Consider the following 14,960-nt stretch of genomic DNA (forward strand, 5'->3'; position numbering starts at 1 on the left):
CCGGTGCGTTCCTCAGGCGACGCGCTGCAGCGCCGTGCGCCGGTGCTCGGCGAACAGCGGCGCCGCGCGGTCGGCGGCCAGGCGGATGCGCTCGGCCAGCGCCGGGCTGCTCACCTGGTAGTGCTCGAACTCGCCCGGGCTGCCGTACACGCCGATCGGCAGCGTCAGCGCCTGCATGAAGCCGAACAGCGGGCGCAACTGGTGCTCGAGCACCAGCGCATGGCGGTCGCTGCCGCCGGTGGCGGCCAGCAGCACCGGCTTGTCGACCAGCGCTTCCTGCCCGATCAGGTCGAACAGATGCTTGAAATGGCCCGGATAGGAGCCGCGGTAGACCGGCGCGGCCACCAGCAGCAGGTCCGCCGCCTCGATCGCCGCCAGCTCGGCCTCGATCTCGGCCGGCAGCTCCGCGCGCGTCAGCGCGCCGCCCAGCGGGCGGGCGATGTCGCCGAGGTTGACGATGCGGCTCTCGATCACGAGCCGCGTGTCGAGCTCGGCCAGCAGGGCCTGGACCAGCGCCAGGGTACGCGAGGGTTGCTGCGCGCTGCCGTTGACGGCAACTACGTTCAGCGGTTTAGCCATTGGGAAAATCTCCTGTGGAATGCATCCGGATGGGCGCGGCGGCAACGCCGCCGGGCTCGCCTGCGCGAGCGCCTGTGGGTGGACAAGGCAAGAAGCAAGCCCGGCGCGCGCGGCCGCGATCGGCGCCGTTCGCGGCCCTGTTCGCGACCATTTCCGGCCTTTCTCGCGGCCATCCGTGGTTTCGCGCGGCAGCGTCGCCGCCATCGCGCGGCGGCTGCGGGCACAGCTTGTTGAATCGCTGTTGCGCCGGCAACAGCGGGCGCGCGCGCCTGCGGCGAGGGAAAACGGCGAGCGCGGCGCACAGCCGCGCCGGGGGCGGGAAGAACATGATTCGGGATGGGGGCCGGCCGTGGGACATCGTGGCGCAAGCCGCCACGGACCGGCCGGCTTGCCAGGCTCACACGATAGCCGAGCGGCACGCCGCGCCGAAGCGCGCATTTCGTCTATGCATAGAGGCACGGTCCGCATATGGGTATGCGAACACGGATGCGGCGCGCGTGGCGGCGCCCAGGCGGGCGCGGATCAGCCCTGCGCGGCCGGGTCGAAATGCACGGCGAGCCAGACCGAAGGCTGCGCCGCGTCGGTCCACGCCACGCGATGGCGGCAGTGCGCGGGCAGGTGCAGCCAGTCGCCGGGCAGCAGGCGGCGCGCCTGCGCCTCGCCCTCGATATGCAGGCCGGCGCTGCCGCTGAGCAGCAGCACCCATTCGTCCTGCGCGCTGTCGTACCAGAAGCCGGGCGGGCTGGCCTGCCCGTTCGAGACGATGCGCTCGATCTTGAGGCCGGGGCGCGCCAGCAAGGCGTCGAAGCGCTCGGCGGCGCGGTCCGCCGGCACGTCGGCCAGAAGATTGCCGTGCGGCACGCCGCCGGCCGGCTCGTTGGTGGTGTCCATCATCATCTCCGCACTGGCCGGCGGCGCCGGCCTCCGCCATTGTGCCGGTTTGCGCCGGCGCCGTGCGTGACGGTGACGGCGACGGCGACAGCGACAGCGACAGCGACAGCGACAGCGACGACGGCGCGGCGCTCAGCGGCCCGGCAGATGCGGCAGCCCTTCGTTTTCCGCCAGCATGAGCTGGTGGGCCTGGCGGGCCGACTTGTTGAGCTGGGCCTGCGCCGCGACGCGCAGGCCTTCGAGCCGGGTCAGTTCCCGCCGCACCTGCTGCTGGCGCGCGTTCAGCGCCTGCTCCTGCAGCGCCACGCGCTGCAGGTCGCTGCGCAGCCGCTCCGCCCGTTGCTCGGACTGCTCGAACAGGCGCGCGAGATGCGCGTTGCGGGCCTTGACCAGCGCGCAGCGCGCCTCGCCCTCGGCCCAGCGCCGCGCGCGCTCCTCGAAATGGGTGAACACCGATTCGCTGGTCTCGTGGTCGGGACAGGCCATCACGCGCCACGGCGAGCCGTCCTGGTAGAGCACGGTGTAGAACACCATCTCGGCGGCGTGGAAAAACAGCACCACCGAATAGCCGAAACTGCGGAACACGCGGAATTCCGTCAGCGCGTCCTGCTCGGCAAGCCGCTCGAAGCCGGCGATGTCCGCCACCTTGACGGCGCGCGCGCCCGGCTGGGCGGCGGACGCCACCGGCATCAGGCGCGGGAACTGGCGCTGGCCTTCGCGCGCGTCAGCCTGGCCCGGAGCGGGCTGCGCCGGTCCGATGATGGCGTCGATGGCATCGGCCGCGTCCAGGGTGTCGATATTCTCGACCGCCCCGGCGGCGGCGCCCGCGAGCGCTTCGCCGAGGATCTGCCTCAGCGTGGACGGCTCATCGGCGTCCACGTCCATGTACGGTTCGGCGATCTGCTTCACTGGAGCTCCTTGCGCGCGATGGAGGATGGGCCAGGCGGGCGTCAGTCCCACTGCCGCTGCAGCGCGCAGCGCTGCTGGCTTGCCGCGACCGCCTTCTGTTCGCACTCGGCGACCACCCGCAGCGTGGCCTCCTGCAGCAGCGAGCCCTGCGTCAGCACGCTGGCGAACGCCTTGAGCTCGTCGAGCGAAAGGGAAACGGGGAGGACTGGTTCTTCGCCCATGCTGGCCTGCCGAAGTTCGATCGTTCCAGCATAGGGGAGGCGGCGCGGCATCCAGCCGGACATTAGCGGGGGAAAGACGGCGTTATTCGGCCATTGCGCGCGGGATGTGCGGCTTGTGGCATGCGTGGGCGGCGAGGCGCCGATTGCCGCTGTGCGGCTTTCTCCCCTCGTCCGCCCTTAGTCCCCCGACCCGGGCGCCAGCACGTCGCGCGCGCCGTTGCGGCCCATCGGCGAGACCAGGCCAGCCACTTCCATCTGCTCGATCAGGCGCGCGGCGCGGTTGTAGCCGATGCGCAACTGGCGCTGCACGGCCGAGATCGAGGCGCGCCGCGTGTTGAGCACGAAGGCGGCGGCTTCGTCGTAGAGCGGGTCGGCCTCGGCGTCGCCGCTTTCGCCGAACAGGTCGGCCGCGGCCGCTTCGCCGGGGTCGCCAGCGAGGATGGCTTCGTCGTAGTCGGGCTCGCCGAACTGCTTCCAGTGCTCGACCACGCGGTGCACTTCCTCGTCGGCGACGAAGGCGCCGTGCACGCGCTGCGGATAGCCGGTGCCGGGCGGCAGGAACAGCATGTCGCCCTGCCCCAGCAGGCTCTCGGCGCCCATCTGGTCGAGGATGGTGCGCGAGTCGATCTTGCTGCTGACCTGGAACGCCACGCGCGTGGGGATGTTGGCCTTGATGAGGCCGGTGATGACGTCCACCGAGGGCCGCTGCGTGGCCAGGATCAGGTGGATGCCGGCGGCGCGCGCCTTCTGCGCCAGGCGGGCGATCAGTTCTTCGATCTTCTTGCCGGCCACCATCATCAGGTCGGCCAGCTCGTCGATCACCACCACGATCAGCGGCAGCGTGCGCAGCGGCTCGGGTGCGTCCGGGGTGAGCGAGAACGGGTTGGGCACGTGCTCGCCCGCGGCCTCGGCGGTGCGGATCTTCTGGTTGAAGCCAGCCAGGTTGCGCACGCCCAGCGCGGACATCAGGCGATAGCGCTTTTCCATCTCGCCCACGCACCAGTTGAGCGCGTGCGCGGCCTGCTTCATGTCCGTGACGACCGGCGCGAGCAGGTGCGGGATGCCTTCGTAGACCGACAGCTCCAGCATCTTGGGGTCGATCATGATCAGGCGCACGTCGTCGGGCGTGGCCTTGTAGAGCACCGACAGGATCATGGCGTTGACCGCCACCGACTTGCCCGAGCCGGTGGTGCCGGCCACCAGCAGGTGCGGCGCGCGCGCGAGGTCGGTCACGACCGGGTTGCCGGTGATGTCCTTGCCCATCGCCAGCACCAGGTTCGAGCTGTGCGCGAGGAAGGACGAGGCGGCCACGATCTCCGACAGGCGGATCATCTGGCGCCGCGCGTTGGGCAGTTCCAGCCCCATGCAGGTCTTGCCGGGAATGGTCTCGACCACGCGGATCGAGGTCACGCCGAGCGCGCGCGCGAGGTCCTTCATCAGGCCGACCACCTGCGCGCCGCGCACGCCTATCGCGGGGTCCACCTCGAAGCGCGTGATGACCGGGCCGGCCGAGGCGCCGACCACCGACACCGGCACCTTGAACTCGGCCAGGCGCTGCGCGATCAGGTTGCCGGTTTCCTGCAGGCGCTCTTCGCTGACCTGCTCGATGTCGGCGGTGGCGGCCTCCAGCAATTCGAGCCGCGGCAGGCGGTAGTCGGCGATGCGCGCGGGCGCCGGCGTGACGGCGATGGCCTGCGAGGGCGGCAGCGCGGGCGCGGCGGCGGCGCCAAGCGGCACGGTCTTGCCGACCACGGCGGGCAGCACGATGCGCGGCTTGGGCGCGGGCGCGGCGGGGGCGGCGTGGGCGATTTCCGGCTCGGCGCCGGACCGGGAGTCGGCGGCGGCGCTGCCGGGCTGCGGCTCGGGCAAGGATGCCGCTGCCGGCTCGGGTGCGCGTTCGGTTTCGGGGGGCGGTTCCGGTGCTGCTGCGACTTCCGCTTCCGGTTGGGCGTTGGCTTCCGGGCTGGCTTCGGCTTCGGTTGCTGTCCCGGTTGCTGCCTCGATTGCTGCCTCGATTGCCGTTTCGCTTTCCGTGCCGGCGTCCGCATCGGCCTGCCCGGCCGGCTGGATCTCCGCCACGGCGGCATCGGCAGCCGGCAGGGCTTCATCGGCCCCGGCGGCCTCGCCGGAAGACTCGACCAGCAGGTTGGCATCGAGCACGTTCTCGGCGCCCTCCTCCGTGCCTGCCTCCGGGCGGACCGCCATTTCCGGTTCCGGTGTTTCCTCGTCGTCGGCAAGCAGGCTGGCGTGGAGCGATTCGGCGAGGCCGTCCGCGGGCGCGGCGGCGTCGGGGATCACCACGTCGTCGACCGCATCCGGGGCCTCGGCCACGTCAGCGGCCTCGCTTGGCGCAACCGCCGGCGCATCCGGCGCGGCGGCCGTGCGCGGCACCGGCGTGCCGGCGGCCAGGGCCTTCAGTTCGGCCATCAGCGTCTCGGCTTCCAGGCGGATCTGCGCCAGCGTGGCGCGCCGGGCTTCGTCGTCGGCATCGTCGGCATTGGCGGCATCGACTGCGGCATCGGCGGCCGGGATGGCCACGTCGCCCGCGGACAGCACGGCGACCGGCTGCGGCGTTTCGGGCAGCGCGGGCGCGGCTTCAACCACCGGCGCGTCGCTTTCGGCCACCGCCACCTCGCTTTCAGGCGCGGCGGCGGCTTCCTTCTCTGGCTGCGCCGGGGAAGTCTCCGCGAGCATCGCGGCCGGCGCTTCCTGCGCGATGGCGGCTGGCTCGACAGTCTCCTGCGGCGCTGGCGGCGGCGCTTCCTTTGCAGCGGCCGGAGCGACCGGGACAGGCCGCTGCGCCAGCGCAGCGGCCTCGGGCAGCGTGGTGATGGCCGAGCGCGGCGTCAGGTTCGGCTGGCGGAACGGGCTGCTGACCACGGTCGCGCGCGGCGCGCCGGCGGCGGGCAGGCCCACGGCGGCGCGCGCCTGCGCGACCGCGGCGGCGCGGCCGGCGGCGCGCGTGGCATCCTCCGGCCGCACGGCCGGGCGTTCCGGCGCCGGCCGGGCGGGCACGCGCGCGGCCGGCGCGGGCGCGGCAACGGCTGGCGCCGCGGGTTCGGGCGTGACCGGGCCCGGCGGCGCGGCCTGCTGGAGCCAGATCTCGCCCGGCTGCGGCGGGGAGCTGCGCGTGCGCGCGGGCGGCTGCCAGACCGGCTGGCGCCGCGCCGACACCGCTTCGATGCCCTTGTGGCGCGGCACGTAGTCCACCGCGCCCGGCATGGACGCATGCGCGGCGCCGAGGCGGGCCGCCTCGCGGCTGTCCGGCTCGCGCACGGCGCGCGCGGGCGCGCGTGGCGGCGCGAAATCTTCCTCGTCCGGTTCGGGCGCCTGCGGCTTGCGCGAGAACAGGCTGCGCCAGGTCTCGCCGAACACCATCGGCGCGGCCAGCGCGAGCACCCCGAGCATGACCAGCAGGCTGGCGCTCCAGCCGAGCATGCCGGTCAGCAGCCCGCCGAGCGCGCGCCCGGCGCTGCCGCCCGACGTGCTCGCCGCCATGCCGCCCTCGCCCGCGGCGCCCGTGAGGGCTTCCAGCGAAGCGCTCGCGCACAGCACGATCAGCGTGCCCACCCAGACGCGCAGCGAGCCGCGCCCGCTGAAGAACCGGCGCTCGCCGGCGAGCAGGCGCGCCACCGTGCGCCACAGCAGCGGCAGCAGCCACAAGGTCGAATAACCGAACCAGCCAAAACCCATTATCGAAACGCCATCGTCAAATACCTCGGGCAGCGATTGTAGCGGGTCTGCGCGCCGCGGCGCCGTGCAAGATGCGCGGCCGTGGCGGAATCCCCGCAGTCGCGCGCCGGCGCGGCGGGGCCGCGGCGCGCATGCGGACCTGCCCGCCGCGCGGCATGTGCGCTACTATGGGCGATGCCCGCCACGGCCCGACCGGCCGCGGCCTGACCCACACGCAGCCGAACCCCGGGCGCCCGCCGCCGCCGAGCCAACCATGCAGACACGCTACGCCGGACTGTCGGCACTGGTGGTCGATGACCACCCCTTCCAGCTGCTGGCGGCCGAGCAGTTGCTGAGCCAGCTCGGCGTCGCCGACATACGCTGCGCGTCCGACGGGCGTGTCGCGCTCGACCTGCTGGCCGCGCGCAAGTTCGACCTGGTGCTGTGCGACATCGAGATGCCGGGGATCAACGGCCCGGCCATGATGGACGAGCTGACCCGGCGCGCCGGCCAGGCCTTCGTCGGCGCGCAGCCGCTGTGGGTATGGGTGTCGGCGCTGGAGGACGACATCATCGATTCCCACGTGAGCCTGGCGGACTCGGTCGGCCTGGCCCACGTGCGCGCGGTCCACAAGCCGATCTCCGCGGTGGTGCTGGAGGAAATCCTGCAGGACGCGCTGGCGCGCGACCTGACCGCCGCGCCGCCGATGGCCGCGCTCGACCAGCCCGACGATGCCGACCTGCTGGACGCGCTGCAGACGCCCGGCGCCATCTTCATCATGCTGCAGCCGCAGTTCCATATCGTCAGCGGCAAGCTGGCCGGCGCCGAGGCGCTCTGCCGCTGGCGCCATCCGTCGCTGGGGCTGGTGCGGCCCGACCTGTTCGTGCCGCGGCTGGAAATGCTGGGCAAGGCCGATGCGGTGTTCCAGCTGGCGGGGCAGCAATGCCTGTCGGTGCAGCGGCAGTTGCTGGCGCGCGGCGTGCGCATCGCCCTGAGCATCAACGCCTCGGCGCAGACGCTGTGCCGGCCGGGCGTGCTGGACGCCTTCGATGCGATGGTGGAGGCCAGCGGCATGCCGCGCCAGTTGCTGATCATCGAGCTGACCGAAGGCTATCCGGTGCCGGACCCGCGGGCGCTGTCGATCGCGCTGAACCGGCTGCGGCTGCTCGGCTACGGCGTGGCGATCGACGATTTCGGCATCGGCATCGCCACCCTCAAGCTGCTGGCCGACCTGCCCTTCACGCAGGTCAAGCTGGACCGCTCGTTCGTGGTGGCGCTGCCCGGCAACAGCCAGCGCGCGGCGATCTGCCGCAACATCATCAACCTGGCGCGCGACCTCAAGCTGGAATGCGTGGCCGAGGGCATCGAGACGCCCGCGCAGCGCGACGCGCTGCAGGCGCTGGGCTGCGACCTGGGCCAGGGCTATCTGTGGTCGCCGGCGCTGCCGCCCGACATGTTCGTGGCCGAGACCCTGGGCCGCTGGACCACCTGAGCCGCCGCGCGCGGCGGCGTCAGTTCCAGCGCCCGGCGATGCCGCCCACGCTCAGCCGCCCGGCGCCGAGCAGCAGCACCGCCAGCGCGCTGGCCAGGTACATCGCCTGCAACTCCAGCGCCCAGCCGCCGGTATCGTTGACCAGCCCGAACTGGCTGGTATGCACCAGCGCGATCGCCACCACCATGTTGACGGCCACGACCAGCGCCGCCAGACGCGCCCACAGGCCCAGGATCAGCAGGATCGGGGCCACCACTTCGCCGACGTAGACCAGGTAGGCCACGGCCGGCGGCAGGCCGGCCTGCGTCACCACCTGGGTGACGAAGCCGGGGCCGTGGATCAGCTTGGACACGCCGTGGAAAAGGATCAGCGCACCGAGCACGATGCGCAGCACCGCCTTGCCGAGGTCCTGGGATGTCTGGGTTCCGCTCATGGTCGTCACTCCTTGTCCGCTCTTGTTCGCGCTCTTGCACGGTATCGGAAACGCCGGCTGCCGCCGGCGGGGCCAGCCAGCCCATGCGCCTTTCGCGCCACGCCGGGCGCCTATGTACCTTAGTGCGCGGCACCGTGAAGGTAAAGCCACAAGTTGCGGGCGCGCCGCGGCGCGGGAAAGGCCGCCACGGCTCAGGCCGCGCCGACGGGACGCCGGTGCATGCCCGGCTGCTGCAGCTGCATGCCGGCCTTGCGCGCGGTCTCGGGCAGGATCTCGGCGAGGAAATCCAGGAAGCGCCGCAGCGCCGGCGGCATGCCCTTGCGCGACGGAAACACCGCGTGCAGCGTGCCGACCGGCGTGATCCACTGCGGCAGCAGCAGCTCCAGCTCGCCGCTCTCGATGGCATCGCGGCAGAACATGCGCGGCAGCATGGCCACGCCGATGCCGGCGATGGCCGCCTCGCGCAGCAGCGCGAATTCGTCGGTGATCAGGCGCGGATCGTAGGCGATGTGCATGGCCTGGCCGCTGTCGCAGGTCAGCGTCCAGACGTGCTTGCCGTCGTGCGGCTTCTGGTTGACGCCGGGCATGCCTTCCAGCGCCTGCGGCGTGCGCGGCCGGCCGATGCTGTCGAGCAGCGCCGGGCTGGCCACCAGCATGAGCGGGCTTTCGCCGAAGTTGCGCACCACCAGCGAGGAATCGTCCATCACCTCGCGCACCCGCAGCGCGAGGTCGAAGCCTTCGCCGATCACGTCCACGCGGCGGTTGGTGGCCTCGATCTCCACCCGCACGCCGGGGTTGGCCTGCATGAAGCGGCCGATCTCCGGCGCCAGCAGGCTCTGCGCGATCGCCACCGGGCAGCTCACGCGCAGCGTGCCGCCGGGCTGGTCGCGCGCCTGCTCAATGACCTCGCGCGCGCCTTCCGCCTCCGCCAGCATGGCGCGGCAGCGTTCGTAATAGGCCTCGCCGATCGGCGTCACGCGCACCTGGCGCGTGGTCCGGCGCAGCAGTTGCACGCCCAGCTCGCGCTCCAGCTGGGCGATGCGCCGGCTCAGGCGCGACTTGGGCACGCCGCTGGCGCGGCTGGCGGCGGAAAAGCTGCCGTGCTGGACTACCTGGGCAAACAGCGAAAGATCGTTCAGGTCTTGCATCGTCGTGACGGCCTCTTGCGGTGGCTGGGGGCGGCGGACCGGGGTTTCCGGGATGTCCGCGGGCCGGTCGTGCGTTCCGGCACTGGAACAATAATTTCTATTTTGCACCACTACCGGCATCAATGGCGGACCGCTATCGTTCGCTTCACCTAATCCCGAAACACCGATCCACCTGTGGAGCTGAACATGAACATCCTGCAAATCGACTCGAGCGTCCTGGGCGGCCATTCCGCTTCCCGCAGCCTGACCGCGCAGGTCGTGGCCGACCTGCTCACCAAGAACCCCACCGCGAAGCTGACCGTGCGCGACCTCGACCAGGACGCGCCCGCCCACCTGTCCGGCGCGCTGCTGCCGGTGCTGGGCGGCCCCAAGGATGGTCTCGACGCCGTGCAGGAAGCCGAACTGCAGCGCACCGAAGCCTTCCTCAAGGAATTCCTGGAAGCCGACGTGCTGGTGGTCGGCGTGCCGCAATACAACTTCGGCATCCCCAGCCAGCTCAAGTCGTGGATCGACCGCATCGCCCAGGCCGGCCGCACCTTCCGCTACACCGAGAAGGGCGCCGAAGGCCTGGCCGGCGGCAAGCGCGTGATCGTGGTGTCGTCGCGCGGCGGCGTGCGCGCGGACGCTTCCGCGCTGGACCTGCATGAGCAGACCGTCGACGTGGTGTTCCGTTTCCTCGGCATCACCGACATCACCTACGTGCGCGCCCACGGCCTGGCCTTCGGCCCGGACGCCCGCGAAGCCGCCCTGGTGGCCGCGCGCGGCCAGGTGGCGGCGCTCAACGACGGCGCCCCGCTGGCCGCCTGACCCGGCCCCGGCGGCGTGGCGCCGCCAGGGGATGCGCAAGACAGGACGCCCGCCCGCGATGCCGCCGGCGGGCGTCCTGCGTTACGGACACCGGCGCCGGGCCGGCCCGCGCTGCGCGCCTGCCTCCCGGCCCGGCCCGCCTTGCTGCAGGACGCTCGCCGGCTGTACCTGCCGCGCATTTCAGGTCTATGATGGTTCCGGACGCGCCCGCTTTGGGCGCGGATCCCCCAGGGGCAAGCCCGCACAGCCAGGCAGCACGGGCCCGGGCAGCGGCCTGCCCGCCCTCCACCAGCCACGGCCGGCCGCATGCGCGGGCCGCCCCGCGGCAGACGCCACGTCCGATCCGGGAGCCCGCATGTCTTCTGCCCTGCTGCCTGCCAGCGCGCTGCATCCCCCGCACGAACCCGCCCTGCTCGCCCAGTACCGCCACGTGCGCGCGGCGACCGAGGCGATGGTGGCCGACCTCACCGACGCCGACGCCACCGTGCAGTCGATGGAAGACGCCAGCCCGGCCAAATGGCACCTGGCGCATACCACGTGGTTCTTCGAGGAATTCGTGCTGGCGGCGCGCCTGCCGGACTACGAGCCGGTCGACGAGCGCTACCGCTACCTGTTCAACTCCTATTACGAAGCGGTCGGCGCGCGCCACCCGCGCCCGCGCCGCGGGCTGCTCACGCGGCCGTCGCTGGACGAGGTGCTGGCCTACCGCGAGGCCGTCGACGAAACCATGCTCGGCCTGCTGATGCACGCGCAGACCGATGCCGAGGCCGCGCTGATCGAGCTTGGCCTGAACCATGAGCAGCAGCACCAGGAACTGCTGCTGACCGACATCCTGCACCTGTTCGCGCAGAACCCGCTCAAGCCCGCCTTCGCGCCCGAGCTGCTGGCGCCGGTGATCGCCGACCCGCGCCCGGCCGCCGAGTGGCTGCGCTTCGCCGGCGGCGTGGTCGCCATCGGCCACGACGGCGACGGCTTTGCCTTCGACTGCGAAGGACCGCGCCACAACGTGCTGCTGCAACCGTACCAGTTGTGCTCGCACCCGGTCAGCAACCGCCAGTGGTTCGAATTCATCGAAGACGGCGCCTACCGCACCGCCGGGCTGTGGCTGTCGGACGGCTGGCGCTGGGTCAACGAGCAGGGCATCGAAGCGCCGCTGTACTGGGAAGAGCGCGAAGGCACGTGGTGGCAGATGAGCCTGCGCGGCATGCAGCCGGTGGACCCGGACAGCCCGGTCACGCATATCAGCTTCTACGAGGCCGACGCCTTCGCGCGCTGGGCCGAGCGCCGCCTGCCGACCGAGGCCGAATGGGAACACGCCGCGCGCAACCTGCCGGCCACCGGCAACTTCGCCGAAGGCCGCGTGCTGCGCCCGCTGCCGGACCGCCAGAATACGGCCGGCGCGCTGCGGCAGATGTTCGGCGACGTGTGGGAATGGACCGCCAGCCCGTTCCAGCCCTATCCGGGCTTCCGGCCGGGCGCCGGCGCGGTGGGCGAATACAACGGCAAGTTCATGTGCAGCCAGATGGTGCTGCGCGGCGGCTCGTGCGTGACGCCGGAATCGCACATCCGGGCGAGCTACCGCAACTTCTTCTATCCGCACCAGCGCTGGCAGTTCACGGGGGTGAGGCTGGCCGACGATGCGTAGGCGCGGCGGCCGGGTGCCCGGCCGGAGCCGGCGCCGCTGCGCGCTCGCCTAGATCAACTGCCGGACCGTATCCAACGGCAGGACAAGCCGCCGCGGCCGGTTGGCGAGCGGCACGAAGCCGTATTTCTCGTAGAAGTTCGCCGCCGGCTCGTCCACGGCGTCCACCACGACACACTGCACGCCGATGATGCCGCCCGTGGCGACCACCGCTTCCAGCGCGTGCATCAGCAGACAGCCGCCAAGGCCCTGGCCTTTGCTGCTCTTGTCGACGGCAAGCCGTGCCAGAAGCACCGCGGAGACCTCCCTGGGAAGCTTCCTGCCTTGCATCCCGTCGGTCTGCACCAGGGTCGCCGCCAGCGCGTAGTACCCGACGACCCTGCCCGGATCGTCGGCGGGAACCGCGACATATGTCCGCGACAGGTTCTTTTCCTGGTGCTGCCTGGCCGTTTTTTGCAGCCAGTCGTTCAGCGAACCAGTCCCGCAATCAAAGGTGCTGCGGTCATCCTTCAAGTTCAAAGGTCGAATCTGAATTCTCAATTTTCGCCTTCCTGAAACGCGCCATCGCGCGCGTCAGCGCCTCGTTCGGCTTTGCCGGTTCATCGAGCAGCGCAAAAAAGCGCCTGGATTCGTCCACCGTCAGCTTGATTGCCCGGATGGCATCCTCCTGCTCGATCACCTGCTCCGCCGCGCGCAGCGCCGATTGCACGACGAACTGACTGAGGGTACTGCCCGACAGATCCGCAGCTAGCTGCAGCAATGCTTGCTTGTCTGCACTCAAGCGGGCGGTGATCCGCCCGCGACCTGGAACTTCCAGGGCGCTCTCGTGCTTGTTAGCCATTTGCTACCTTCCTTTCCCCGGACTTTTCCGGGCGCCGTCACGGCGCACGGAGGCGTCCATTCCCGTTGGGGGCCACCGGCCCCATCCAAGCGCCAACCTGACGCTTCTTTATTGCCAAGGAGCTTGCAGCATAGCCAATATGGTGCCAAAGTGCAACCAGTGGTGCCAGAATGACACCACTGGATTTGGTAGCGCGGTATCCTTGCCCCAAAACGACAAAGCGCCACGGCATATGCCGTGGCGCTTTGTCGTTTTGCCGGCCTGGCTCGTCAGGATCGCGGCCTTCTGCGATCTCAGTTCGCGCCCTTCCGCGGCGCCGGCGCCTCCATCGGCGTCTGCGGATACAGCTTCTGCCAGCGCGATTTCAGCCCGCTGGCGATCTCCGGCTGGTTGTAGCGCTCGGCGAAATCGATCACGGTCATGCCCTGCTGGTTGCGCAGCCGCATGTCCGCGCCCTCGTCCAGCAGCAGCTTGACCGTCTCGATGTGGCCGCCGCGCGCGGCCATCATCAGCGGGGTGCTGCCGTTGGGGCTTTCGGCGTCGATGTAGGCGGCGTGGTCGACCAGGTACTTGACGATCTCGTTGTTGCCGTTGGTCGCCGCGTAGTGCAGCGGCGTCCAGCCGGTCTTGTTGATCTCGACGTCCATCTGGTCGACCATCAGCTTGACCATGTCGAACTCGTTCTGCAGGCTGGCCATCATCAGCGGCGTCTCGCCGGCGGCGTTGGTCTTGTCGAAATCGATGTTCTTCGCGCGGATCAGCACCGCCGCCACCTTCAGCGACTTCTCGCGCAGCGCCACCACCAGCATCGGGTTGCCCTTGGCGTCGAGCCCGTTGGGGTCGACCCCGCGCGCGAGCAGCTTCTGCGCGGCGCTGGCATCGTCGAATTCCACCGCCTTGCGCAGGTCGTCGGCGGGCGTGCCCCAGGCGGCGCAGCCGGCCAGCAGGGCCGCGCTCGCGGCCAGGCATCGCAGTGACTTCATGTTAAGCATGAGAATTCCTGTCTATATGCTTGAAAAGGCGGAAGAAATTATCGGTCGTTTGCTCCGCCAGCTGTGCTGCGGGAATACCGCGCAGGTTGGCGATGAACTCACCCACGTGGCGCACCCAGGCCGGCTGGTTGGTCTTGCCGCGGTACGGCACCGGCGCCAGGTAGGGCGAATCGGTCTCGATCAGCATGCGGTCCAGCGGCACCTTGCGCGCGGTTTCCTGCAGCTCCACCGCGTTCTTGAAGGTGACGATGCCGGAGAACGAGATATGGAAACCCTGGTCGAGCGACTGGCGGGCGATCTCCCAGCTCTCGGTGAAGCAGTGCATCACGCCGCCCGCGGCGCCGGCGTCTTCCTCGCGCATCAGGCGCAGCGTGTCGTCGGCCGACGAGCGGGTATGGATGACCAGCGGCTTGCCGGTCTGCCGCGCGGCGCGGATATGGGTGCGGAAGCGCTCGCGCTGCCATTCCATGTCGGCGATGCTGCGGCCGTTGAGGCGGTAGTAGTCGAGCCCGGTCTCGCCGGTGCCGACCACGCGCGGGTGCGCGGAGAGCGCGAGCAGGCGCTCGAGCGTGGGGTCCTCGCCTTCCTCGTAGTCGGGATGCACGCCGACCGTGGCGTAGAGGTGCGGATGCTGCTCGGCCAGCGCCAGCACGCGCGGGAAGTCTTCCAGCGTGACCGAGATGCACAGCGCGTGCGTGACCTGGTTGGCCCGCATGTTCTCCAGCAGCTCGGGCAGGCGCGCGGCCAGGTCGGGGAAATCTAGATGGCAGTGGGAATCGACAAACATGGGGGACGGTATCCGGATAGCGGCGGCGCCATCGGGCCTGGGTTCGGCCTGGGGCGGCGCCGCCTGCCATTGTATCCGGTCGCACCCCGCTGCCCGCCGCCGGATGTTCCGTTTCAGCCGGCCAGCGCGATGGCGGCGCTGGCGTGGCCGAGCGTGACCGGCGCGTCGCCGAGCAGCAGGTCGCCGCAGGCTGAATCGGCCAAGTCGGCCAAGCCGGCCATATCGGTGGCCGCCGGTGGATCGGCCGGCAGCAGGCGGTGCCGCAGCAGCGCATGGGCCAGCAGCAGCCGGCGCGCGTCGGCGCCAGGCTGGCTGGCTTCCCAGGCCATCAGGATGGCGGCGCTGGCATGGTAGAGCGCGCTGGCGGCCCGGCGGGTGTCGGCCTCGCGCGCGCCGTCGGCCGCCGCCGTTCCGGCCAGCGCGGGCGGCGCGCTGCCAGGCCTGCCACAGGGCCTGGCGCAGCGGCGCGGGCATGTCGGCCTGCTCCAGACGGGTGGCCAGCAGCGCTTGCAGCGCATGGTGCGCGCGCGCCTTGCCGACGGCCTG

Annotated in this window: 14 protein-coding genes; 3 read left to right on the forward strand and 11 right to left on the reverse strand. The window is 71.1% G+C overall.

Going from position 1 to position 14,960, the window contains the following annotated elements; translation table 11 throughout:
* Nucleotides 1-12: 12 nt before the first annotated feature.
* The 5 genes from msuE to KF708C_RS17205 all read right to left on the reverse strand — a co-directional run bounded on the left by msuE (nt 13) and on the right by KF708C_RS17205 (nt 6,293).
* Nucleotides 13-579 (reverse strand): FMN reductase, encoded by a 567-nt coding sequence (gene msuE, locus KF708C_RS17185; RefSeq protein WP_020205519.1) that lies wholly within the window; start codon nt 577-579, stop codon nt 13-15.
* Nucleotides 580-1,101: 522 nt separating this feature from the next.
* A complete protein-coding gene (locus tag KF708C_RS17190; protein WP_059412735.1) occupies nt 1,102-1,470 on the reverse strand; it encodes a cupin domain-containing protein in 369 nt (122 codons plus the stop codon).
* 132 nt (nt 1,471-1,602) lie between these two features.
* Nucleotides 1,603-2,379 carry a DUF2968 domain-containing protein gene (locus KF708C_RS17195; RefSeq protein ID WP_059412736.1) on the reverse strand — a complete coding sequence of 259 codons (777 nt, stop codon included), beginning with the start codon at nt 2,377-2,379 and terminating at the stop codon, nt 1,603-1,605.
* 41 nt (nt 2,380-2,420) lie between these two features.
* Nucleotides 2,421-2,600 (reverse strand): hypothetical protein, encoded by a 180-nt coding sequence (locus KF708C_RS17200; protein ID WP_059412737.1) that lies wholly within the window; start codon nt 2,598-2,600, stop codon nt 2,421-2,423.
* Between the two features lie 177 nt (nt 2,601-2,777).
* Nucleotides 2,778-6,293, reverse strand: a complete 3,516-nt coding sequence (locus tag KF708C_RS17205; protein WP_059412738.1) for a DNA translocase FtsK — start codon at nt 6,291-6,293, stop codon at nt 2,778-2,780.
* A 253-nt stretch (nt 6,294-6,546) separates the two neighbouring features.
* On the opposite strand from KF708C_RS17205, the gene KF708C_RS17210 reads away from it, so the two are divergent.
* On the forward strand, nt 6,547-7,764 hold the full coding sequence (locus tag KF708C_RS17210) for an EAL domain-containing response regulator (protein ID WP_020201563.1): 1,218 nt from the start codon (nt 6,547-6,549) through the stop codon (nt 7,762-7,764).
* A 19-nt stretch (nt 7,765-7,783) separates the two neighbouring features.
* Here the strand turns inward: KF708C_RS17210 and KF708C_RS17215 are convergent, their stop codons facing one another.
* The gene (locus tag KF708C_RS17215) at nt 7,784-8,197 is read right to left on the reverse strand and encodes a DoxX family protein (RefSeq protein WP_059412739.1); all 414 of its coding nucleotides are present in this window, start codon (nt 8,195-8,197) and stop codon (nt 7,784-7,786) included.
* A 191-nt stretch (nt 8,198-8,388) separates the two neighbouring features.
* A complete protein-coding gene (locus tag KF708C_RS17220; protein ID WP_059412740.1) occupies nt 8,389-9,345 on the reverse strand; it encodes a LysR family transcriptional regulator in 957 nt (318 codons plus the stop codon).
* 186 nt (nt 9,346-9,531) lie between these two features.
* On the opposite strand from KF708C_RS17220, the gene KF708C_RS17225 reads away from it, so the two are divergent.
* On the forward strand, nt 9,532-10,152 hold the full coding sequence (locus KF708C_RS17225; protein WP_059412741.1) for an FMN-dependent NADH-azoreductase: 621 nt from the start codon (nt 9,532-9,534) through the stop codon (nt 10,150-10,152).
* 355 nt (nt 10,153-10,507) lie between these two features.
* Nucleotides 10,508-11,797, forward strand: coding sequence for an ergothioneine biosynthesis protein EgtB (egtB, locus tag KF708C_RS17230; protein ID WP_020201567.1), 1,290 nt, complete (start codon nt 10,508-10,510; stop codon nt 11,795-11,797).
* A gap of 48 nt (nt 11,798-11,845) precedes the next feature.
* Here egtB and KF708C_RS17235 read toward each other — a convergent pair whose 3' ends face one another.
* The 4 genes from KF708C_RS17235 to KF708C_RS17250 all read right to left on the reverse strand — a co-directional run bounded on the left by KF708C_RS17235 (nt 11,846) and on the right by KF708C_RS17250 (nt 14,414).
* Entirely contained in the window at nt 11,846-12,313 is a 468-nt protein-coding gene (locus KF708C_RS17235) for a GNAT family N-acetyltransferase (RefSeq protein ID WP_231586522.1), read from the reverse strand.
* A complete protein-coding gene (locus KF708C_RS17240) occupies nt 12,297-12,635 on the reverse strand; it encodes a type II toxin-antitoxin system TacA family antitoxin (RefSeq protein ID WP_059412742.1) in 339 nt (112 codons plus the stop codon). Before KF708C_RS17240 ends, KF708C_RS17235 begins: the two co-directional genes overlap by 17 nt.
* A 293-nt stretch (nt 12,636-12,928) precedes the next feature.
* Nucleotides 12,929-13,627 carry an ankyrin repeat domain-containing protein gene (locus KF708C_RS17245; protein ID WP_059412743.1) on the reverse strand — a complete coding sequence of 233 codons (699 nt, stop codon included), beginning with the start codon at nt 13,625-13,627 and terminating at the stop codon, nt 12,929-12,931.
* Complete coding sequence (locus KF708C_RS17250) at nt 13,620-14,414, reverse strand: TatD family hydrolase (RefSeq protein ID WP_059412744.1); 795 nt, start codon at nt 14,412-14,414, stop codon at nt 13,620-13,622. The genes KF708C_RS17245 and KF708C_RS17250 overlap by 8 nt, the downstream gene beginning before the upstream one ends.
* Between the last annotated feature and the right edge of the window lie 546 nt (nt 14,415-14,960).

Origin of the sequence: Cupriavidus basilensis, from assembly GCF_000876015.1 — a bacterium.
GTDB classification, from domain to species: Bacteria; Pseudomonadota; Gammaproteobacteria; order Burkholderiales; family Burkholderiaceae; genus Cupriavidus; species Cupriavidus basilensis_B.